The organism is Brevibacterium sp. (genome assembly GCF_052105255.1).
In the GTDB taxonomy this organism is placed as follows: Bacteria; Actinomycetota; Actinomycetes; order Actinomycetales; family Brevibacteriaceae; genus Brevibacterium; species Brevibacterium linens_B.
The window spans coordinates 1-22,175 of record NZ_JBQDYQ010000033.1; the positions used below are offsets into that span (position 1 = coordinate 1).

Consider the following 22,175-nt stretch of genomic DNA (forward strand, 5'->3'; position numbering starts at 1 on the left):
CCATCGGCGCCTTGCCGGTCGCGGTCGCCCAGGCCGAGTCCATCACGGTCGCCTATCTGCCCGGGTTGGCGATGCGCCGCATCGCCGACCTACACCCCGGTGAGGCGAAAACGGATGCTCGTGATGCCGCGATCATCGCTGAAGCCGCCCGCACGATGCCCCACACTTTGCGGGGTATCCGGGTGGCGGATGAGAACGTCGCCGAGTTGTCGATGCTGTGTGGCTACGACGATGACCTCGCGAAACAGGCCACGGCGACGTCGAATCGGATCCGGGGTCTGCTCACCCAGATCCACCCCGGGCTGGAGACCGTCATCGGCCCTCACTTGGATCATCCCGCCATGCTGGCGCTGCTGGCGAAGTACCCGACACCGAAAGCACTGCGGCATGCCGGCAAACACCGCGTCGAGACACTGCTACGTCGACAGGCACCCAGGGCGTGGAAACGATGGGCCGCGGCGATCTTCACCGCCTTGGACGAGCAGACCGTGGTGGTGTCGGGCACCGACGCCGCTGGGCTCGTCCTGCCCCAGTTGGCGACCTCGTTGGCGCAGACACGCCAGTCGCGAGACGAAGTCTTCGCCCGCATCGAGGAGCTAGTCGAAGCGCATCCGCTTTTCGAACTCCTGACGTCGATGCCGGCAGTCGGCATCAGGACAGCAGCGAGAATCCTCACCGAGGTCGTGGGTAAGGACTTCGAATCAGCCGGACACCTCGCCTCCTATGCCGGCCTTGCACCGGTGACATGGCGGTCAGGAACCTCGATCCGAGGCGACCATTCCTCGCGGCGAGGGAACAAGATCCTCAAACGAGCGTTGTTCCTATCCGCGTTCGCGGCGTTGAAAGACCCGCTGTCGAGGGCGTATTACGACAAGAAACGTGCCGAGCATAAGAAGCACAACCAAGCACTGATCGCCCTGGCCCGCCGCCGTTGCAATGTGCTGTATGCGATGCTTCGCGACGGCTCCTACTTCCATACACCCGAGGTGGCGACCGCCGCCTGAACCGAACCGTAGCGGAGTACCAGATCAGTCCCGGAGCTGGTTCCCAGACCGATCACCCCTGCCTTTCGACTCCTACCGAATATTCTTGAAGAATCTGGCGGCTACCCCTTGACCTAAAACATAGGGGCACGTTGCGATCTCTGCTCCTTCTCAAACGGATTGCAAATTGGCAGCTCGGGTCCGCTGCGGCAATCCTTGCGTTCGGGCTTGTCGCTCCAGGAAGTGAGGTCACAGTCAATCTCCTTCCGAGCGGCTTGGCACTGCCAAGCATCGAGACCAATACGAACCTTTTTGCCGGGCTACCTGAGAACTTCGCGCACCTGCTCAGGCTGCTCTTAGTCTGGGTATTTTGCTCGGCAGCCATGACGGTGCTGCTTGAGCCCTTGAAATACAAACTCGAAGCTCTCCCCCAGGAGCGGCAGCACGAATGGGAGAACGGGGAAATCAAGTAACGTTCAGATAACTTGATAGCAATTTATCTGGATATGTTGACCGGATCATCGTAGAGCCACTTTTGAGCGCGCTCCTGTTTCGCCAGTCGTTCTTGCTCGGCCTTCTCGGCTGCGTGCATCTTCTCTTCGAGAGAACGGGCGTTGGCCGCCTCTCTCGGCTATCGCGGCACGACGCTGTTGTTTCAACGCCTCGCGCTTCTTCGCGTCCAAGTGCTCTTGGGAGTGCTCGGTGATTCGCTCGGCCGCGATGTCAGCCTCGGCCTGCAGGGCATCACGCAGGTTGCGCAAAGTGTCGATTTCGACCTGCATTCGAGGTCGCATTGAAGAACGCGGCCGAGGCCATCGATGCGAAACGCGAACGAGTCCAAGACCGCCAGCCAGCGTAGAAGACCGAGCCCGCCGCTGATGTGCCCAAGCAGCAGAAGCTATAGATACGCAATGATGCCGATCACACCGCCTCGGCGGCGAACCAGCATTCCGTTGGCCGCACTCCCCCAAGGAAACATCATGTCTGAACCGTTCTCCGCTCGCCTCAAAGCCAGCACCGCCGCCATCCACGACGAGGTCGAACACACCACATTCATGGTCGACCTCATGGAAGGACACCTCGACGCTAGGGCCTACGCTCTTCTGCTCAAGCAGTACGACGTCATATACGGAGTGCTCGAGTCGAAGTCACGGGAGTTCGCCGAGGATCCGGTCTTCGCGCCGTTCTTCGACGCCCGTCTGTTCCGGGCCGACCGCATCGCCGCCGACCTGGCCGCGCTCGACGGCGCCGAGCTGCCTGTCATGCCCAGTGCCACCGCCTATGCCGCGCAGCTTTCGGGACTCGAACGGGCCGAGCAGGTCATCGCCCACCACTACACTCGCTACCTCGGCGACCTCTCCGGCGGTCAGGCGATCGGCACCATCATGGGCCGGCACTACGGTCTGCCAGCGACCTCGCTGACGATGTGGGACTTCGCAGAGCTCGGCAAGACCAAGCCGTACAAGGATGCTTACCGCAGCCGCCTCGACCGGGTGGCAGCGACCGGCGGCGATGAGCAGATCGTCATCGACGAGACGATGCAGGCCTTCCGACTCAACGAAGCACTGCTCGTCGACCTCACCGAGGCGACCGAGCAGCGCACGGTTCCAGTCGCCTAGGGTGCCATTAGAGAAGGATCAGGCGCCGATCCGCAGACGCATGAGGATTCCCGCGGCTCCCGGATAGTAGTCCGGGCGCCGTCCCCATTCTTCGAAGCCGAAGGATGCGTACATCCCCATGGCTGCGGTGTTGCGTTCATCGACTTCGAGGTGGACGACCTCGGCTCCGCGGTTCTTCGCCCAGTCGATTCCCGCCTGCAGCAGGGCGCGGCCGATGCCCTGGCCGCGTGCCGCCTCGGTGGTGGCGATCGTCATCACATCGGCTTCCGCACCGGCGCCGGACATGACGATCCACCCGGCCAATTCCCCCGCGGAGGCGGTGAACTCACTATCCGTGTCTGCGCCGTCCACATTCGTTTCCCCAGCCGAGGCGATCCTGGCGGCGAGCATGACCGTGCCGTTCTGCGCCTTGACCGACCAGTAGTAGCCGAGCGACCATGCGGTCGGACCGAAAATCGCCGCGTCGTGGTCGGCCACCTCGGCGAGGTCCCACCAGGGAAGCTCGGCGATGGTCGTGGAGGTCATTTCAATGAGCTCTCGCGTACCGGGGTCGCTTTCGCATCGGCGTCTCGCAAGTATTCGGGAATCGGTTCGGCAAGCTCTTGGCCGGCGGCGAGTTCCCGTGCCGCGGCGAAAGCAAGGTATTCGGCACGAGGGTCGGTGATGGACTCGACGCTCGGCTCTCCGAGAATGTCCGGATAGAGGAGGAACCCACGGCCGAGCCTGTCCTCGATCGTCTCGAGCCGAAAGCCGTTATCGGCGAGAACTGAAGCGACCTCGGCCGGTTTGGCCACAAACGGTCCGGCGTTCAGCGTGGCGTCGGCGGAGTCGTAGACGCTGAAATAGACCTCTTTGCGGCGGGCATCCGAGGCGATGATGACGGGGCGGCCGGAGGCGTCCGCGGCGGGCGACGCGGCCTCCGACGCAGGTGCTGGGGAGCCTTCTGCCCTGCGGACGAACTCTTCGGCGATCGCGGCCTGGGACAGCAGTCCCTTGACGGGAATCCCGCGGGCCTGGCCGACGGCGATTCCGGCGGCGATTCCTACTCGCAGACCGGTGAAGGGTCCGGGTCCGATGCCGACGATGACGAGTTCGGGCTGGGCATCCTCGGCGAGCACGCCGGCGAGCGCAGGACCGATGAACTCAACGTGTCGACGCTGGTCATCGGCCTGTTCAGCGGCGATGACCGAACCGGTGTCCGTATCCACGAGGGCCACAGAGGCCGACTGCGAGGTGTCGATGGCCAGAATGATCATGATTCGTCTCCCTCATCCGCGAAGTCCTCGGCAGGCAGATCTGCCGAGGCCGGGTCGTCGACTCGTAGGCCTGCCAGCGCCGAGACAGCGGCTTCAACCGCCGGCATGCGTTCGATCCATGCATCCCCGCGGCCGGTGACGTCGACGGTGCGCCGTTCGTCCTCCACCTCGTCCTCGTCGTCCATGCCGACCGAGTCGTCGTCCCCCGCGTCTTCGTCCCATACCGGGGTGATGGTGATGTCAAGGTGGTCGCTGCTGAGCTGCTCGGCCAGGCCGGCTCCCCATTCGACCACCGTGATCGACTCATCCAGTTCGGAGTCGAGGTCGAGGTCTTCGAGCTCCTCCCCGTCGGCCAACCGATACGCATCGACGTGAACGAGGGCAGGGCCGCCCGAGCGAGACGGGTGCTCGCGGGCGATGACGAACGTCGGCGAGGTGATCCGCCCGGCCACGTCGAGGGCTTTGCCCAGCGACTGCGTGAACGTCGTCTTCCCCGCACCGAGGTTGCCCGTGAGGATGAGCAGGTCGCCGGCGCGCAAGTGGTCGGCCAGGGCCGCAGCGAAGGAGCGCATCTGCTCCAGGGATTCGAGATGGACCCTCATCGGTCGTCTCCCTTCCGGGCGACCCGGTCGACGCGGGCACTGAGCTGAGTGACGATCTCGTAGTTGATCGTATTCGCCCAGGTCCCCCATTCGGCCGCGCTCGGCCCACCGGGACCGAAGATGACGACCTCGTCGCCGATGGCCACCTCATCGTTGCCGGCACCGATGTCGATGATCATCTGATCCATGGCGATCCGACCGACGACGGGGTAACGACGACCCCGGATGGCCACCTCGGCGCGGTTGGATGCCGCCCGCGGCAGTCCGTCCCCGTACCCACCGGGCACGAGCGCGAACCGGGTATCGGTCGCGGCGGTGAACGTCAGCCCGTAGGAGGCACCGTGACCTGCTGGGATGTCCTTGAGATTGATGACGCTGGAGGTCAGCCGCATGACCGGCCGGAGTCCGAGAGCCGTCGGATCTCCGTCTTCGAGCGGGGACAGACCGTAGAGGGCGAGCCCCACCCGCGCCGAGGTGCCCGGGCACGGTCCCAGGGTGAGCGCTCCCGGTGAGTTCGCGATGTGCACATCCAGGTCGTCCGATTCGCCGAAGCGGCCGTCCGCGGCGTCGAGCACTGCCCGCAGCTGCCCGTGGGCGGAGGAGAAGACCGCGCTCTGCGCAGCGGTCTCTGGACGTTCGGGTTCGTCGGCGACGGCGAAGTGGCTCATGATTCCGACGATGCGGAGATCGGCAGCAGCGTCGCCGTCTTCGGCGTCATCAGTGCGGCTGTCCTCGGCGTGGCGGCGCAGCCAGTCGAAGGCGCGGACAAGAGCCTCCGGGGACAGTCCGTTGCGGCCGAGTCCGGTGTCGATCTTGAGATGAGCTCGGGCTGTGACGCCGGTGCGGCGGGCCGCCTCGGCGAGCCGGTCGAGGGCTCCGACCGTCGAGATTCCCAGTTCGATGTCAGCGTGCACCGCCTCGTCGAGGTCGGTGGTCGGTCCGTAGAGCCAGGCGAGGATCTGCGCTTCGGGGCCGAGCAGGCTGCGCAGGCGAAGGGCTTCCGGGATCGTGGCCACACAGAACTCGCGCCAACCTGCCGAGAAGAGAGCGGGTGCGACGAGGTCGATGCCGTGGCCGTAGGCGTTGGCTTTGACGACGCATTTGAGGCGGGCGGGTGAGAGGCGATCGGCGAGGACGGCGGCGTTGTCGCGCAGGGCCGCCTCGTCGATCTCGGCCCGGACGAGAGCCTCGGGGATGTCGAAAGTTGTCACTGGATAAGACTACCGCCGACCCCCGTCGACCAGCAGTATCGGGATCTGCTGCCGGGGCCGGACGAGGCCGATCCCCCAGCGTCGGTGCCGTGGATGAGTTCGCCGACCACCTCGGCGAGGGCATCGGCGAACCCGGACGCGGTCACCGCGCGCCGGCCGGCCTCGTTGTGCAAAAGCACTCCGAGTCCGGCCAGACGAGCCCACTCGCGGGGTGGACGCGTCCGATCGTCGCTATCGTAGCGGCCGTGGGCGGCGGTGATCGCGGCGAGCGTGCCGAGGATCCCGGCGAGCACGTCCCCGGAACCCGCCGTGGCGAGGGTGCCTGGCCCCGGTGCAGGCAGAACGACGTGCCCGTCGGGGGCGGCGATGACCGTGTGATGGCCCTTGAGCAGGACGATCGCGCCGGTCAGCTCCGCGGCTCGCTGCGCCCACCGCATCGGGTTCGCCCCGATCCGACCGGCGGTGATGATCTCGCCGAGGAGGCGGCTGAGCAGCCGTGCCAGCTCGGCGGCGTGCGGGGTGATGATGAGCGGGCGGTCGGCCAGCCAGGTGCCTGCCATCGATTCGGCCCGGCCGATCATGTCGATGCCGCCGGCGTCGACGACAACCGGTGTGCGGTTGCCGGTCAGCGCCTCGGCGACGTTCTGCACGAATTCGGTCTCGGGGTCACCAGGGCCGAGGACGACGGAGTCGATGCGGCCAGAGGCGTTGACGACCTCGGGGTGGAGGCCGAGGACGTATTCGGCGACGAGCGGGGAGCCGAGATAGCGGACCATGCCCGCTCCGGTGTTCACCGCCGAGGTGGTGGTGAGCATTCCCGCGCCCGGGTAGTCCTCGGATCCGGCGAGGACCCCCGTGACACCGCGGGAGTATTTGTGCCCGGTCGCATCGGGGCGAGGGAATCCGGTGACGAGATCATCGTGATCGAGCAGCTCCGCGGTGGCCGAGCTGGGGTCGAGGCCGAGGCCGATATCGATGACGTCGATGGTGCCGGTGAACCCGTCCACGCGCGGATCGACGAGTTCGGTCTTGAGTCCGCCGAAGGTCACAGTGCGGTCGACGTGGAGTCGTTTCTCTGCCCCGGTGTGGTTCGGGTCGAGGTCGGAGGGGACGTCGACGGCGATGAGGCGGCCGGTCCGGTGCGGGGCCCAGTCGGCGATGAGTGAGCAGATGTGGTCGGGCAGACCGCGTCGCTCGCCGGTGCCGAGGATGCCGTCGAGGACGAGATGGGCGCGGGAGAGTTCGCGCAGAGCGTCGGCCCGGGCCGCATCGGCCTCGGACTCGGCCGATGTGAACGCGATCACCTGCGCACCGGCGCTGCGTGCCGCGGCCAGTCCATCGTCGTGAGTGCGATCGAAGAGGGTGATGACCATGACGGCGGCACCGCGCCTTCCCAGAGTCGCCGCGGCGAAGAGTGCGTCCCCGGCGTTGTTGCCCGGCCCGGCCAGTACGCTCACGCGGGTGCCGGTGACCTGTCCGTGGTCGGCCTTCAGCATGGCCGCCGCGCTGTTCGCGAGTGCTCGGGCAGCTCGGGCCATGAGCGGGATGTCGGCCTCGAGCAGCGGCTTTTCGGCCTCCCTGATGGTCTCGCTCGGGTAGGCGAACACACTCATCGACTGCTCCTCTTCACGACGCGGGTCCTGCTTCGTTGTCGGCCTGCACAGGGCTCATCCCTGCACCGTATGCCTTCTCACGCACTGGTGCCAGGGGTCGGGCGGATCAGCCCTCGGACAGCTGCGCCAGCCGGCGCCCCGCCAGATGCGCGAGGAACAGTGCCTGGTCGGCCAAGCCGTCGTCGCTGTGGCGGGCGCGCGGGGAATGATTGGCTTCGCGTTCTTCGACCGGCAGATTCGGCAGGGCGACTCCGAAGTGTCCATAGGCTCCGGGCACGGCGTCGAGCACCCGGGAGAAGTCCTCGGAACCGGGCAGCGGATTCGCCTTGCGCAGGGTCCGCTCCTCGCCGAAGAGGTCGGTGAAGGTGGCCAGGAAGAACTCGGCTTCGGCGTCGTCGTTGATCGTCGGCGGCAGGATCTGCTCGTACTCGACGTCGGCGGTCAGACCGTGGGCGGCGACGAGATCACGAACGAGCTGAGGCAGCTCTGCCTCGGCGCGGGAGGTCACAGCTTCCGAGAACGTGCGCACACTGACGACCAAGGTCGCGAAGTCGGGGACCACGTTGGGGGCGGTGCCGCCGTTGAACTGGCCGACGGTGACGACGAGCGGGTCGAAGATGTCGAAGCGGCGGGTGACGTATTCCTGCAGCTGGCCCACGAGCATGGCGCCGACCTGGATGGGGTCCTTGCCGGTGGCCGGACGGGAGGCGTGCGTGCCCTTGCCGTTGACGGTGATCGTCATCTTCGAGAACGCCGCCATATACGGACCCGGACGGGAGCTGGCGACGCCGAGGTCGGCGTCGGCGGAGACGTGGATGCCGAACGCGGCCTTGACGCGGGGGCCGGCGGCGTCGAGGACGCCCTCGTCGATCATTGTCCCGGCCCCGTCATAGCCTTCTTCACCGGGCTGGAACATGAACACGACGTCGCCGGGCAGGGTGTCGCGGTCGCGGTGGAGGAGTTTGAGCGCGCCGACGAGCCCGGCGGTGTGCAGGTCGTGCCCGCAGGCGTGCATCCTCCCCGAGGTGGCCGCGAAGTCGAATCCGGTCGCCTCGGTGACGGGCAGTCCGTCCATGTCCCCGCGCAGGAGGACGGCGGGCACGACCCCGGTCGAGTCCTCCTTGCGGGCACCGCCGCGCAGGACGACGACGATCGACGACAGCCCCTCCCCCGTTGTGACCTCGACGTCGAGGCCTTCGATGGCGTCGAGGACGAGTTTCTGCGTCACCGGCAGGTCGAGTCCGACCTCGACGTTCTCGTGCAGCGCCCGGCGCAGGGTGACCAGACCGGGCGCGATGTCGTGCGCGTCATCGGCGGTGGGCAGGTGGACGGAGGTGGTGGCCGCCTCGGAGGGGGTCGGGATCGTAGGGACAGCGGCAGTGTTGTCGGTGTCGTTGGGAAGTGAGCTCATGCCTTGAGTCTATTACCACCGGCTGCCACCGCAGTCGGGATGTCGACCCTGCTCACTGACTTGCGCCCCGAAACAACTACTGCTCCGGCATCTCGCCCAGGCGCGCGCCCTGACCGTACATCGAGTGGGTGAAGTGCTCAGCGGCACCTTCGATGCCGGGGCTCAGCGAGGGCCCTTCACCCTCGGCGATGACGAACGTCATCGTCAGGTGCGCATCGTGGGTGATCGACAGGTGGATATTCGTCCCGCCGATGGCACGGAAGTGCTCGAGCACGAGCCCGCGCAGACGGAAACTCGGCGCACCGGATCTGGCGGGGACCACCTCGGCGGACTGCCACGGCAGCCATCCGGGGAAGCCGATCGCCTTCTTCAGCGCCTCCTTCGCGGAGAACCGCGCCGCCAAGGAGGCCTCCGTCCGGCGTTTGCCGTTGCGTTTGAGCTGCTCACCAGGAGTGAGCAGACGGTCGAGCAGCTCGGGCACGCGTTCGATGTGCTCCGCGAAGCGCGGCACGTCGGCAATGTCAGTTCCGATGCCTAAAATCGCCACAATCGAACCTCCTCAGATACCCGACCGACGCAGATGCCGGACCGACCATTGTCGTGTCCGGCACCGGGGCGGATCATTCGACCGTGACCGACTTCGCGAGGTTGCGCGGCTGGTCGACGTCAAGGCCCTTGGCCGTGGCCAGCTCCATCGCGAAGATCTGCAGCGGAACCGTCGTCAGCAGCGGCGCCATGAGCGTCGTCGTCTCGGGTACGCAGATGACCTCGGAGGCGAACTGATCGACCTCTTCGTCGCCCTCCTCGGCGATGACGACGGTGTTCGCACCGCGGGCGCGGACTTCCTGGATGTTCGAGATGACCTTCGCATGCAGCGAATCGCGGCCGCGTTTGGACGGGACGACGATGATGACGAGCTGACCGTCGTCGATGAGCGCGATCGGTCCGTGCTTGAGCTCGCCGGCGGCGAAGCCCTCGGCGTGGATGTATGCGAGCTCCTTGAGCTTGAGCGCACCCTCCATCGCCACCGGGTAGCCGACGTGACGGCCGAGGAACAGCACCGAGTCGACGTCCTGATTGCGGTCGGCCAGCGCCAGAACCTGCGACTTGGTCTCGTCGAGGATGTGCTGGATCTTCGCAGGGATGGACTGCAGCTCGCCCAGGATCGTGCCGATCTCGTCGCGGAATTTGTTCCCCCGCAGCTGTGCGAGGTAGAGGCCGAGCAGGTAGCAGGCGACGACCTGCGACAGGAAGGCCTTCGTCGAGGCTACGGCGATCTCCGGGCCGGCGTGGGTGTAGAGCGCGGCATCGGATTCGCGTGGGATCGTCGAGCCGAAGGTGTTGCAGATCGCGATGACCTTCGCACCCTGCTGACGGGCGTGGCGGACGGCCATGATCGTGTCCATGGTCTCCCCGGACTGCGAGATCGCCACGACGAGCGTCTTCTCCGTGACGACCGGATCCCGGTAGCGGAATTCGTGGGCCAGCTCCACCTCGGTGGGGATGCGGCACCAGTGCTCGATCGCGTACTTCGCGACCTGACCGGCATATGCTGCGGTGCCGCAGGCGATGACGACGATCTTGTCCACGGACTTGAGCACGTTCTCATCGATGTGCATCTCGTCGAGCGTCAGGCGGCCCTCGGTGTCGAGGCGGCCGAGCAGCGTATCGGCCACGGCCTGCGGCTGATCGTGGATCTCCTTGTCCATGAAGGACGCGAAGCCGCCCTTCTCCGCCGAGGCGGTGTCCCAGTCGACCTCGAACTGCTCGCCCTCGACGGGGTTGCCTTCGGTGTCCGTGATCGTCACCGTCTCCGGGGTGATGGTGACGACTTCGTCCTGGCCGATCTCGACGGCCGTGCGGGTGTAGTCGATGAACGCGGCGACGTCGGAGCCGAGGAAGTTCTCCCCCTCACCGAGGCCGATGACCAGCGGTGAGTTCCGGCGTGCGGCGACGACCTGACCGGGAGCATCGGCGTGGACGGCGAGCAGGGTGAACGCACCTTCGAGTTCGGTGGCGGTCTTGCGCATCGCGGCGGTGAGGTCGCCAGTCGCCTGATAGTTCTTGGCCAGCTGGGCGGCGGCCACCTCGGTGTCGGTCTCGGAGAGGAACTCGACGCCCTCGGCGACGAGGTCCTTCTTCAGGTGGGCGAAGTTCTCGATGATCCCGTTGTGGATGAGCGCGAGCTTGCCACCATCGGCCAGGTGCGGGTGGGCGTTGACGTCGGTGGGTCCACCGTGGGTGGCCCAGCGGGTGTGGCCGATTCCGGTCTGCGCCGCAGGCAGCGGGTTGGCCTCGATCTCCTCGGTCAGGGCGGAGAACTTTCCGGCCTTCTTCGCCGAGGCGAGCTGACTGTCTTCGGTCACGAGCGCGACACCGGCCGAGTCGTAGCCGCGGTATTCGAGCCTCTTCAGGCCGCCGAGCACGACATCGAGCGCCGTGTGATCGGCATTGTCAACGGGGGCCTTGGATACATAGCCAACGATTCCACACATGAGGGAGATTTTACGCACTCCCGCCCGTTCTCGTATATTCCGGCGAGTCACGATCGGGTCAACGTGACTAACCGCACGCGCACCCGCGTGACACAATGGGGGAATGAGCCATGTCGACCCTCAATTGGACCGTGCGCGCAAGCTCGCCGGACTCAATACAGCCCGCCGCAGCGAGCCGGACACGACGTCCCCGTTCTGGGAGTTCGATCGGGAGGTGTGGGGCACGCTCGCCCAGGCCACTCCCCTGCCGCTGAAGCAGCGCGATATCGAACGGCTGCGCGGGCTCGGCGATCGGATCAACCTCGACGAGGTGGCTCAGGTCTATCTGCCCCTGTCACGGCTGCTCAACCTCTACGTCTCCGCACAGCGGGCGAAACACGACCTGACCAGGGAGTTCTTCTCTCCGCTGCACGAGCGCGGGCTGGAACCGCAGGATGCCAAGCGCACGCCTTTCGTCATCGGCGTCGCCGGATCGGTGGCCGTGGGCAAGTCGACGACGGCGCGTGTGCTGCGCGAGCTGCTCGCCCGCTGGCCCGACACTCCGCGGGTCGAGCTCATCACCACCGACGGATTCCTCTACCCCAATGCCGAACTCGACCGGCGCCGCCTCAACGGGCGGAAGGGATTCCCCGAATCCTACGACCGGCGCAAGCTGCTCAAGTTCATCTCCGCCGTGAAATCCGGGGCCCCCGAGGTCCGTGCTCCTGTGTACTCACACCACACCTATGACATCGTTCCCGGCGCCGAGGTGGTCGTACGCTCCCCCGATGTGCTCATCGTCGAGGGCCTCAACGTCCTCCAACCCGCCCGCCCCCGTCAGGACGGGACCGTGGGCTTGGCCATCAGCGACTACTTCGACTTCTCCGTCTACGTCGATGCGCGCTCCCGTGATATTCGCCAGTGGTACATCTCGCGGTTCCTCAAACTCAAGCACGGTGCGTTCCAGGACGAGGACTCCTACTTCCACCGGTACTCGCAGCTCGACGATGACGAAGCGATCACCTTGGCCACGGAGATCTGGGACTCCATCAACTTCCCGAACCTGCGCGAGAACGTCCAGCCCAGCCGCGGCCGAGCCGACCTCGTGCTCCACAAATCCTCCGACCACACCATCCGGAAGGTGCAGCTGCGGAAGCTGTGACGGGGATCGCCGGGTCGGAGCATCAGGACTTGGCGGCCGCCTCGGCGAGCTTGTAAACGGACCTGTGACGGGAGTCGCCGGGCGGTGGGGAAATAGTTTCACCTCTCTGGCGGTTGCACAGTGTGCACTGAACTACTCACCGCCGGCAGGCCCCCTGTCTGCGGCGGCGACCGGAGGCGGGCGACCCCCGCACCGTCACGGGAGTCCCCGTGCATGCTCGGTCGCTTCGGCAGCAGAAAGGGACCCACTATGAGCGTGCCGTCCGCACATCACCTCATGTATTCCTCGGTCAAGAGCAAGAAGACCCCCGAAACGCGCATCCAACCGGGCATCTACAAGCGGATCGGCGGGTATGCGACTCGCCACAAGCGCAAACTCATCGTCTTTCTGCTGCTGTCCGTGCTCACCGCTGGCATCGGCGTCCTCAATCCGGTGCTCGCCGGTGACGTCGTCAACGCCATCACCGGCGGCGGTCCTGTGTCCACGGTCGTGTGGCTGGCTGTGGCCATCGGCGGGTTGGCCATCGCCGATGCGGCCATCTCGATCACGAACCGGTACCTGTCCTCACGGATCGGCGAGGGGCTCATCTTCGATCTGCGCACGGCCGTCTACGATCACGTCCAGTCGATGCCGATCGCGTTCTTCAACCGCACCCGCACCGGAGCCCTGGTCTCGCGACTCAACACGGATGTCATCGGTGCGCAGCGGGCGTTTTCGAACACCCTGTCCGGCATCGTCTCGAACTTCGTCTCCCTGGCTCTGACCGTCGGTGTGATGGTCACGATCTCCTGGCAGGTGACCGTGCTGTCGATCCTGCTGCTGCCGCTGTTCATCATCCCCACCCGAATGCTCAGCGGGAAGCTCGCGTCCCTGCAGTTCGAAGCGGCCAACAACTCCGCCGACATGTCGACCCGCATGACCGAACGGTTCTCCGCCGCCGGGGCCACCCTGGTCAAGCTCTTCGGCAATCCCCGCCAGGAGAACGAGGAGTTCGCCGACCGCGCCGGTCAGGTCCGCGATATCGGCGTCAAGGTCGCAATGCTGCAGTCGACATTCGTCTCGTCCCTGACTCTGGTCTCTGCTCTGGCGCTGGCCCTCGTCTACGGTGTCGGCGGTGTGCAGGCGGTCGTCGGCAACCTCAACGCCGGTCAGGTCGTGACCCTGGCACTGCTGCTCACCAGGCTCTACACACCGCTGACGATGCTCGCCAATGCACGTCTGGACATCCAGAGCGCAGTCGTGTCCTTCCAACGCGTATTCGAGATCCTCGATCTCGTGCCCTATTTCACGGAACCCTCGCAGCCGAAGGCTCTGCCCGCCGGTGGGCTGGATGTGACATTCGATCACGTCGACTTCGCCTACCCCAGCGCCTCTCAGGTCAGCCTGGCCAGTCTCGAGGACGTCTCCGTGCTCGACACCCGCGGCGGCGATGAGGTTCTCCACGACTTGAGCTTCACCATTCCTGCCGGGCACACCGTCGCCCTCGTCGGATCCTCGGGTGCGGGAAAGTCGACGATCGCGTCGCTGCTGCCGCGGCTCTACGACGTCACGGGCGGCACGATCACCATCGGCGGTGTCGATGTTCGCGATCTGTCGTTCGCCGATCTGCGCGAGGCCGTCGGCGTCGTCACTCAGGACGGCCATGTCTTCCATGAGTCGATCCGGGCAAACCTCGCGCTGGTCAATCCTGACGCCACCGAGGAGCAGATGCTCGATGCCATCGACCGGGCACAGCTGCGCGCTGTCATCGATGCTCTGCCCGATGGACTGGATACGGTCATCGGTGAGCGCGGGTATCGGCTCTCCGGAGGCGAACGTCAGCGGCTGACGATCGCCCGGATGCTGCTGGCTTCCCCGGAGATCGTCGTGCTCGACGAGGCCACCTCGGCGTTGGACTCGACGAATGAGGCCGCGATCCAACAGGCCCTGGCCCAGGCGATGCACGGGCGGACGGCTCTGGTCATCGCCCACCGCCTCTCGACGATCCGGCAGGCCGACACGATCCTCGTCGTCGAAGCCGGTCGCATCGTCGAATCCGGCACCCACGAGCAGCTGGTCGGCCGCGGCGGACGCTACGCCGAGCTCTACGCCACACAGTTCGCCTCGGGCTGAGTGTCGATCAAGGGCCCGCCCGAATATGCTGCGGAAAACCGCGACATATCTGAGCGAGCCCTTGATCGAGCGATAGAACGCTTACAGCGCGAGGTGCTCCTTGACCGATGCGGCCAGGCGCTCGGCCTGGGCGGCGGCGGCATCCTCGGTGGCAGCTTCGACCATGACGCGGATGAGCGGCTCGGTGCCCGAGGCACGCAGCAGCACGCGACCGGTGTCGGCGAGTTCGGCTTCGACGGCGGCCACCGCGGCGGAGACCTGCGGGTGATCGACGTTGTTCTTGTCCACGCCCTTGACGTTGACGAGCGCCTGCGGCAGCTGTGGGATCTCCGCGGCAAGGTCGGCCAGGGTGCGCTTGGCATCGGCCATCCGCTTCATCAGGTGCAGTGCCGTCTGCACCCCGTCGCCGGTGGTGCCGTGATCGAGCATGAGCACGTGTCCGGACTGTTCCCCGCCGAGTGCATACCCGTCGGCGAGCATCCGTTCGAGCACGTAGCGGTCGCCGACAGCCGTCTGCACGGTCTTGATGCCGTACTTGTCCATCGCCTGCGTCAAGCCCAGGTTCGACATGACTGTGGTGACCAGGGTGTTGCCGCGGAGCTCACCGAGCTCCTTGAGCCCGATCGCGAGGATGCCCATGACCTGGTCGCCGTTGACGACGCGACCCAGCGAGTCCACGGCCAGGCAGCGGTCGGCGTCACCATCGAAGGCCACGCCCAGATCGGACTGGGTCTCGACGACGAGGCGCTGCAGCGGTTCGAGGTGGGTCGAACCGACTCCGTCGTTGATGTTGAAGCCGTCGGGTTCGGCGGCGGAGACGATGACTTCGGCACCGGCCTGACGCAGTGCGGCGGGTCCGACGATCGAGGCCGCACCGTGAGCGCAGTCGACGACGACCTTGAGTCCCGACAGCGGGCGCACATTGTCGGCGTCGACACAGCGCACAAGGTGTTCGGTGTACTCGTCGGCAGCGGCCGGATAGCGGGCGATGCGACCGACGTCCGCGCCGGTCGGACGATCCCAGTCGTGGTCGAAGATGGCGAGGATCTCGTCTTCGACCGCGTCGTCGAGCTTCGTTCCTCCCGCTGCGAAGAATTTGATGCCGTTGTCGGGCATGGGGTTGTGGGAGGCGGAGATGACGACGCCGAAGGCGGCACCGGTGTCCTTGACGACCTGGGCGATGCCCGGCGTCGGCAGCATGCCCGCGTCGAGGACGTCGACTCCCGTCGAGGCGATGCCGGCGCTCAGTGCGGCGGAGAGGAATTCGCCGGACACACGCGTGTCACGTCCGACCACGGCGAAGGGGCGCTTCTCGCCCGTCCAGCCGCGGCTGAGCACGCGCGAACCTGCGACCGAGAGCTGGAGCGCGAGTTTGGCCGAGATGTCGCGATTGGCCAATCCGCGCACTCCATCGGTGCCGAAGAGTCGAGACATGGTGGGGGGATCCTTTCGTCAATGTCGGGGTCGATCTTAGTCGATCCGCTGGGTGCCGGCCGTGATATCGGCACCTTCGCCGAGGCGGCCGACCGCACCCGTGGCCACGTCAGTGACCGGGTGAGCTGAGTCCGGATATGAGAAATGCGGCCCCGAACCAGGTTCGGGACCGCATTCTCATGTTCATGATGCTGAACTGTCGATGACTGCGACTCAGTGGCAGACCAGCCGCAGTCGGTTCGCCAGCGAGATCAGCGCTTCGAGAACTGAGGTGCCTTACGGGCCTTCTTGAGACCGGCCTTCTTGCGCTCAGGAACGCGAGCATCGCGGCTGAGGTATCCGGCCTTCTTCAGCTCGGCGCGGTTGGACTCCGCGTCGATCTGGTTGAGCGAACGGGCCACGCCCAGGCGGACGGCACCGGCCTGGCCGGAGGGTCCACCGCCGGAGATCCGGACGATGACGTCGAAGCGTCCGCCCAGGTCCAGCAGGGTGAAGGGCTCGTTGACGAGCTGCTGGTGCAGCTTGTTCGGGAAGTACTCCTCGAGAGTACGTCCGTTGATGGTCCACTCACCGGTGCCGGGGACGAGGCGCACGCGAGCAATTGCCTGCTTGCGACGGCCGACTCCGTTGCCGGGAGCGGTCAGGGACTGTCCACGTCCACCGGCGGTGCTTTCGCCCAGGCCAGCGGATGCGGGAGTCTCGGAAGTGTATTCGGTGATCTCTTCTTCGACAGTTTCTGTCGCGGTGGTGGTATCAGCCACGGTTCTCCTCGGGATGTCTAGAGCTCAGGCGCTTACTGCGCGACCTGGCTGAGTTCGTACGGCTGCGGATTCTGAGCGGCGTGCGGGTGCTCGGCACCTGCATAGACCTTCAGCTTCTGCATCTGGGCACGTCCGAGACGAGTCTTCGGGACCATACCGGCGACAGCCTTCTCGACTGCACGCTCGGGGTGGGTGGCGAGGAGCTCGGCGTAGTTCACGCTCTTGAGGCCACCGGGGTATCCGGAGTGGCGGTAAGCGCGCTTCTTCTCGAGCTTCGCACCTGTCAGCGCGACCTTGTCGGCGTTGATGATGATGACGAAGTCACCGGTGTCCGTGTTCGGAGTGAACGTGGTCTTGTGCTTGCCGCGCAGGAGGCGTGCCACCTGCGAAGCAAGGCGACCGAGCACCTGGTCAGTGGCGTCGATGACGTGCCACTGGTGCTCAACGTCACCGGACTTAGCTGTATACGTACGCAAAAGTAGCCTTCTTTTCGTATCTGTGTTCAGTGCAGCGCCGGACCCTCATCGGGTCGTGAGTCCAATGGGTCTCAAGCGCTGGTTGTCTTCAATCGGGTGAACTTATCGACGCATTCCCCTCACCTACGGGCCTGCAACGCATGAGGCTATGTAAGGGAGTGCGACAAGCACACACAACGACAATCAAATATACATGGCCGCAGGCCCGGGGAGCAAACGCCCAGAGCGGTCTCAGGGCCGCTCGAAACCTGAGCCGATAGTATTGATCTGTGCCGACTCATTCCAGCCTGCTCTTCCGCCTTCCCGCATTGAGAATCCTGATGCTGGGCCTGCTGGTCGGGCTTCTGACGGCAGGCCTCGGACTCAGCCCCGCCTCCGCGTCGGCATCAACCGATGGTCTTGCATCAACAGACAGTATGGCAGCGGCCGACGGTTCGGCCGCTGATGCGAATGCGTCCTCCGCGCAGTCCACTGACACCAGCAGACCCCCGGCCGGACAGACGATCGTCTTCGGCATTCCGGGCCTGACCATCGATGATATCGATCCCGAGCGCACTCCGAACCTCTACCGCCTGCTCACCGAGGGTGCGGCCGCGAACCTCAACGTGCGCACGATCGGCGCCGCCACCTGCCCGGCATCGGGTTGGCTGTCCTTCGGCGCGGGCGCCCGCGCGCAGGCCGGGCCCTCCCCCGCCGCCGAGGATGCCGACGCCGATGACTCGGCCCGATGCCCGACGATGATCGCCCCCACCACGGACGGTTCCGCGGACGCCGAGGACGGGGCCGCCTCGGCGAAGGACGCCGAGGACAGTGATGAAGCTCATGGCGACGAATCCGCGGCCAGCACGACGACGGCTCGGATCGAGGGCTTCGATGCGGTCAAGGAGCCCAATATCGGCTCCGGCTACTCCGTCGACTACGGCATGCTCGCGCGCGCCGTCACCGAAGCCGGCAAGGCCGTGCCCGCCGGCACCGACGCGGCCGATGCGGACTCGCTGCTCGAACCCTGCCTCGCAGCCGAAGGTCCCGGCGCAGCCTATGCGGCCGCGGACCACAACGGAGTGGTGACGAACTTCACGGAGGATGCGACCGCCACGGACTGCCGCCTCGGCGTCGTCGACCTCGGTGCGATCGGCATCCGCTCCTGGCTGTTCGACCCGATCCCGAACTACTCCTATACGGTTCCCCCGGATTTCGATCGGGAGGCCCGCGTCGCCGAAGCCGACCGCCGCCTCGGCGTGCGTCTGCGGGAGGTGCGGGAGAACGCGAAGGACGGGGCCGCGGATCCGACGATCATCGTCGCCGGCCTCGGTGACAGTTCCGGTCTGCCGCAGCTGCGGGCGTTCATCGCCGCAGGCCCCGCCTTCGAACCCGGGTCGCTGTCCTCGGCGACGACCCGCACCCCGGGGCTGCTGCAGATCACGGATCTGGCGCCGGGCATCCTCGATGTCCTCGACGTCGATTCCCCGCGCGCCGTCGGCTTCGATTCCACCCCCACCGATGATGATCCGCAGCAGCGCATCGACGATCTCGTCGCCGAGGCGCAGAAGTCGACGACGATCCACCAGAATCTCTCGACGTTCTCCATCACCCTCGACATCATCTTCTACGTCCTCTTCATCGCGTGCGCAGTCCTGCTCAACCGCTCCATCCTCGGTCGCCGAGGCGGCGCCACCCGAGCTGCCCACGTCCACCGCTTCCTCGGCTGGGTGTCCCTGGCCGTCGCGTCGCTGCCGATGGGGGCGTTCCTCGCCGGGCTCGTCCCCTGGTCGCGGACGGCCGATCCCGGACTCGGCCTGTACCTCTCGGTCATCGGCACGGCCGCCGTCCTGTTCGTCCTCGCCCTCATCCCACCATGGGGACGGACCTGGCGGGGACGGGTCGGGGCCCTGGCCGGGGCGAACCTGCTCATTCTCGCTGCCGACCTGGCCACCGGGTCCCACCTGCAGGCGAACTCGCTGCTCGGCTACAACCCGATCGTCGGCGGTCGCTACTACGGGCTCGGCAATCAGGGTGCGGCGATCTTCATCGTCAGCCTCTTCATCTTCTTAGGGCTTGTGGTGTCGTGGCTGCGGGCGCGCGGCCGCCGAAAAGCCGTGATCATCGTGCCGATCGTCATCGGCTTGGCTGCCGTGTTCGTCTCCGGCAACCCGTCGTGGGGTGCGAAGTTCGGCGGTACGATCGCCATCCTCGCCGGCCTCATGGTCCTGGTGGCGCTGCTGACGAAGATCCGACTGACTCTGCTGCGCCTCGCCCTCATCGGTCTGACTTCGGTGGCGATCCTCATCGGCATCGCCTTCCTCGACTGGCTGCGCCCGGCCGGGGCACGCTCGCACTTCGGCACGTTCTTCGACCAGATCGTCACCGGTGAGGCCCTGCAGGTGATCGGCCGCAAGCTCGGCGCGAACCTCCACATCATCCAGATCAACCCGGCCCTGGCGATCGTCACCCCGCTCGCGGTCATCGCGATCCTCGTCTTCCTCCGCTACCTCCTCCACTTCCCCCGCGTCCACGCGGGCAGCCGCACCGGGCGCCTGGTCAACAAGTGGCGGGGTCGGCTCCCCCAGCTCTTCGCCGATTCCGACCTGCACTATGGATTCCTCGCCGCCGCCACCGGGCTCGGCGTCGGGCTCGTGCTCACCGATTCCGGTGTCGCCGTGCCCTCGACCGGGGCCATGGTTCTCCTGCCCTTCCTGCTGGCGCTCAGTGCTGAACACGCCGAGGAGACCCACCGATGAGCGCCCCCGTGACCTCCCCTGCCACCCGGATTCTCCTCGGGATGCTCGCCATCGCTCTGCTCGTCCTCGGCCTGCCCCACGCCGGGCAGGCGGCCCCGGCCGCGGGCGAGAGCAAGAGCGGGGCCGCCTCGGCGAATTCCGGGGTCGTGTCGATCAACGTCTCCGGGTTCCGCTTCGAGGACCTCGACCCGCGCACCACACCGCACCTGTGGGTGATGATGAAGGGCGGGCAGATCGGGACGATCACCCCGCGCAGCGTGCGCTCGACGAGCTGCCCGGTCGACGGCTGGCTGGGTCTCGGATCGGGACGGCGAGCCGCCGACGAACCCCGCGATCAGTGCCGCGTACCGGCCTCGCCGCTCGACGGCTGGGTCGCCGATTGGGACGTCTACGCGCAGGTGGCCCGCGGAGACAACTACGATGCGTCCCTCGGGGCGCTGGCCGAGGCGGTGCCCGATATCCGTGCCTTCGGCAATGGTGCCGCGATCGCTGCGGCCTCCCCTTCCGGCCGTGTCGAGAACTGGTCGCCCGTCGGGCCCGACCTGGGCGAGGACGTGGCGAAATCGGCCTCTGACGGTGAGCTCACCCTGGTCGATCTCGGCAACACCGCCGCCGACGGCTACTCTCTGAAGAATCTCGATGCACAGGTCGGGGACATCCTCGAATCGACGGGGTGGATGAGTGCGGACCGGCCGAACCGCCTCGGCGAGGGAACCGTGCCCGTGGTGTTCTCCTCGATCGCCGACGGCACGCACGAAAGCTCGTCGATGCAGGCGACGATGATGGTCGAACCGGGTGAGCCGGCGGGTCTGCTCACCTCCTCGTCGACGCGCCAGCCGGGGCTGGTACAGGTTCCCGACCTGGCACCGACGCTCGCGGCTCTGTCCGGGGCCGAGGAGATGGACAACGCGGCCGGGGCACCGATGACCTCGGGTGCGCACGGATCCGATTGGCATTCGCGCTATCAGGCCGTGCTCGACCGGCAGGTGGCGGTGAAGACGCAGAACGATCTGTCGACCTGGTTCTTCCCCGTCGTTGCCACGCTCATGGTCGGGCTGCTGGCGTTGGCGTGGTTCATGCGCAAGAACCACCGGGAGCTCGTCCGATCCGGGGCGTACCGCCTCGGTGTCGTGTTCGCGGCGATGCCGATCTCGACGTATCTGGTCAACACCGTGCCGTGGGAACGGGCGACGAATCCGGACATCGCGATGCTCGGTGCTCTGGCGGGGTGGTCGCTGCTGCTCGGGGTGCTGGCGCTGCTCGGCCCCTGGCGGCGGCACACGTTCGGGCCGGTGCTCTTCGTGTCCACCGTGACCGTCGTCGTGCTCGCCTACGACGTCGTCACCGGGTCCCAGCTGCAGATGTCGACGCTGCTGGGCGAGCCGCTGCTCATCGCCTCCCGATTCTACGGGATCGGGAACTCCGCGCTGGCACTGTACTGCTGTGCGCTGCTGTTGGCAGTCACCGGCTTCGCGTCCCTGGTGACGAAGCCGTTGCACCGTGTTCTCATCGTCACTGTGCCCGTGCTCGTCTCGTGCGTCATCTTGGCCGCACCGGGGTTGGGGACGAAGTTCGGGTCCGTGCCGACGCTCATCGTCGGGGTGGCCTACCTCGTGCTGGCGGCGGCGAGCATCCGGTTCTCGATCAAACGGCTGGGGCTGACGGTGGGCATCGCCGGTTTCGTCATGCTCACCGTGCTGTTCCTCGACTGGCTGCGCCCGGCCGATCAGCGCACGCACTTCGGCCGGTTCTTCGATTCGATCATCAACGGTCAGGCGCTCAGCGTCCTGGCCCGCAAGATCGGGATGAACATCGACATCCTCACCCAGTCGTGGATGACTCTGGTACTCCCGCTGATCATCATCGGCGTGTTCTGGATGGCGCTGGATCCGCAGCGGTTCCGGCTGCAGGGACTCCAAGACACATACCGGCGGATTCCGCTGCTGAAAGCTGCGATGATCAGCTTGGCAATTCTGCTGGGAGTCGGCACTCTCATCAACGACTCGGGCATCGTGGTCCCGGCCGTCGGCATCCTCTTCCTTGTCCCGGTGCTCACTCACCTCGAGACTTTCCGCGCCGGCCGCCCACAGGTCCCGGCGGCCGGTGACGCCACCGGTGACGCAACGCAGCACTCCTGACTCTGCGAGCATCACGCACCGATAGCGTCAGCACCCACCCTTCCTCGCAAACCATCCCCGCAGCGACACAATGCCCCGTTGCACCGGTGCATATTGCAAGCGGCGCGCGGGTGCGGCACTACCGGTGAGGGATACCCCGCGCAGGAGGCTCTCCGGTCGAAGACCGCCTGCGAACGACAGCTGGG

At 66.4% G+C, this 22,175-nt stretch carries 18 protein-coding genes; 7 read left to right on the forward strand and 11 right to left on the reverse strand.

Features of this window, described 5'->3' with window-relative positions; translation table 11 throughout:
* From ACTIIH_RS10295 to ACTIIH_RS10305, 3 genes are all read left to right on the forward strand, one after another.
* Window positions 1-1,004 (forward strand): IS110 family transposase (locus ACTIIH_RS10295; RefSeq protein ID WP_441451654.1); only part of this gene is annotated, 1,004 nt, incomplete at its 5' end.
* Window positions 1,005-1,597: 593 nt separating this feature from the next.
* Entirely contained in the window at window positions 1,598-1,780 is a 183-nt protein-coding gene (locus ACTIIH_RS10300; RefSeq protein ID WP_441451655.1) for a hypothetical protein, read from the forward strand.
* A 183-nt stretch (window positions 1,781-1,963) separates the two neighbouring features.
* Window positions 1,964-2,602: a heme oxygenase (biliverdin-producing) gene (locus ACTIIH_RS10305; RefSeq protein WP_441451656.1), complete on the forward strand. Its 639-nt coding sequence runs from the start codon at window positions 1,964-1,966 to the stop codon at window positions 2,600-2,602.
* An 18-nt stretch (window positions 2,603-2,620) separates the two neighbouring features.
* On the opposite strand, the gene ACTIIH_RS10310 is transcribed toward ACTIIH_RS10305, so the two are convergent.
* The 8 genes from ACTIIH_RS10310 to glmS form a co-directional block, all read right to left on the reverse strand.
* The gene (locus ACTIIH_RS10310; protein ID WP_441451657.1) at window positions 2,621-3,127 is read right to left on the reverse strand and encodes a GNAT family N-acetyltransferase; all 507 of its coding nucleotides are present in this window, start codon (window positions 3,125-3,127) and stop codon (window positions 2,621-2,623) included.
* On the reverse strand, window positions 3,124-3,858 hold the full coding sequence (tsaB, locus tag ACTIIH_RS10315) for a tRNA (adenosine(37)-N6)-threonylcarbamoyltransferase complex dimerization subunit type 1 TsaB (RefSeq protein WP_441451658.1): 735 nt from the start codon (window positions 3,856-3,858) through the stop codon (window positions 3,124-3,126). Before tsaB ends, ACTIIH_RS10310 begins: the two co-directional genes overlap by 4 nt.
* Entirely contained in the window at window positions 3,855-4,460 is a 606-nt protein-coding gene (tsaE, locus tag ACTIIH_RS10320; RefSeq protein WP_441451659.1) for a tRNA (adenosine(37)-N6)-threonylcarbamoyltransferase complex ATPase subunit type 1 TsaE, read from the reverse strand. The genes tsaB and tsaE overlap by 4 nt, the downstream gene beginning before the upstream one ends.
* Window positions 4,457-5,671: an alanine racemase gene (gene alr, locus ACTIIH_RS10325; protein ID WP_441451660.1), complete on the reverse strand. Its 1,215-nt coding sequence runs from the start codon at window positions 5,669-5,671 to the stop codon at window positions 4,457-4,459. Before alr ends, tsaE begins: the two co-directional genes overlap by 4 nt.
* Window positions 5,668-7,284: a bifunctional ADP-dependent NAD(P)H-hydrate dehydratase/NAD(P)H-hydrate epimerase gene (locus ACTIIH_RS10330; RefSeq protein WP_441451661.1), complete on the reverse strand. Its 1,617-nt coding sequence runs from the start codon at window positions 7,282-7,284 to the stop codon at window positions 5,668-5,670. Before ACTIIH_RS10330 ends, alr begins: the two co-directional genes overlap by 4 nt.
* Before the next feature lie 106 nt (window positions 7,285-7,390).
* Complete coding sequence (locus ACTIIH_RS10335; protein WP_441451662.1) at window positions 7,391-8,695, reverse strand: M20 metallopeptidase family protein; 1,305 nt, start codon at window positions 8,693-8,695, stop codon at window positions 7,391-7,393.
* 76 nt (window positions 8,696-8,771) lie between these two features.
* Window positions 8,772-9,242, reverse strand: coding sequence for a holo-ACP synthase (locus ACTIIH_RS10340; protein WP_441451663.1), 471 nt, complete (start codon window positions 9,240-9,242; stop codon window positions 8,772-8,774).
* Window positions 9,243-9,315: 73 nt separating this feature from the next.
* Window positions 9,316-11,190 (reverse strand): glutamine--fructose-6-phosphate transaminase (isomerizing), encoded by a 1,875-nt coding sequence (glmS, locus tag ACTIIH_RS10345; protein ID WP_441451664.1) that lies wholly within the window; start codon window positions 11,188-11,190, stop codon window positions 9,316-9,318.
* 103 nt (window positions 11,191-11,293) lie between these two features.
* On the opposite strand from glmS, the gene coaA reads away from it, so the two are divergent.
* Both coaA and ACTIIH_RS10355 read left to right on the forward strand, forming a co-directional pair.
* Window positions 11,294-12,331 carry a type I pantothenate kinase gene (coaA, locus tag ACTIIH_RS10350; RefSeq protein ID WP_441091846.1) on the forward strand — a complete coding sequence of 346 codons (1,038 nt, stop codon included), beginning with the start codon at window positions 11,294-11,296 and terminating at the stop codon, window positions 12,329-12,331.
* A 249-nt stretch (window positions 12,332-12,580) separates the two neighbouring features.
* Window positions 12,581-14,443 (forward strand): ABC transporter ATP-binding protein, encoded by a 1,863-nt coding sequence (locus tag ACTIIH_RS10355; RefSeq protein WP_441451665.1) that lies wholly within the window; start codon window positions 12,581-12,583, stop codon window positions 14,441-14,443.
* 81 nt (window positions 14,444-14,524) lie between these two features.
* Here ACTIIH_RS10355 and glmM read toward each other — a convergent pair whose 3' ends face one another.
* The 3 genes from glmM to rplM all read right to left on the reverse strand — a co-directional run bounded on the left by glmM (window position 14,525) and on the right by rplM (window position 17,114).
* Window positions 14,525-15,877, reverse strand: a complete 1,353-nt coding sequence (gene glmM, locus ACTIIH_RS10360) for a phosphoglucosamine mutase (protein WP_441451666.1) — start codon at window positions 15,875-15,877, stop codon at window positions 14,525-14,527.
* Between the two features lie 251 nt (window positions 15,878-16,128).
* Window positions 16,129-16,638, reverse strand: coding sequence for a 30S ribosomal protein S9 (gene rpsI / locus ACTIIH_RS10365; protein ID WP_441451667.1), 510 nt, complete (start codon window positions 16,636-16,638; stop codon window positions 16,129-16,131).
* A 32-nt stretch (window positions 16,639-16,670) separates the two neighbouring features.
* Complete coding sequence (gene rplM, locus ACTIIH_RS10370; protein WP_101543309.1) at window positions 16,671-17,114, reverse strand: 50S ribosomal protein L13; 444 nt, start codon at window positions 17,112-17,114, stop codon at window positions 16,671-16,673.
* A gap of 269 nt (window positions 17,115-17,383) precedes the next feature.
* On the opposite strand from rplM, the gene ACTIIH_RS10375 reads away from it, so the two are divergent.
* Together ACTIIH_RS10375 and ACTIIH_RS10380 are read left to right on the forward strand one after the other, a co-directional pair.
* The gene (locus ACTIIH_RS10375; RefSeq protein ID WP_441451668.1) at window positions 17,384-19,852 is read left to right on the forward strand and encodes a hypothetical protein; all 2,469 of its coding nucleotides are present in this window, start codon (window positions 17,384-17,386) and stop codon (window positions 19,850-19,852) included.
* Complete coding sequence (locus tag ACTIIH_RS10380) at window positions 19,849-21,990, forward strand: hypothetical protein (protein ID WP_441451669.1); 2,142 nt, start codon at window positions 19,849-19,851, stop codon at window positions 21,988-21,990. Before ACTIIH_RS10375 ends, ACTIIH_RS10380 begins: the two co-directional genes overlap by 4 nt.
* Window positions 21,991-22,175 lie beyond the last annotated feature (185 nt).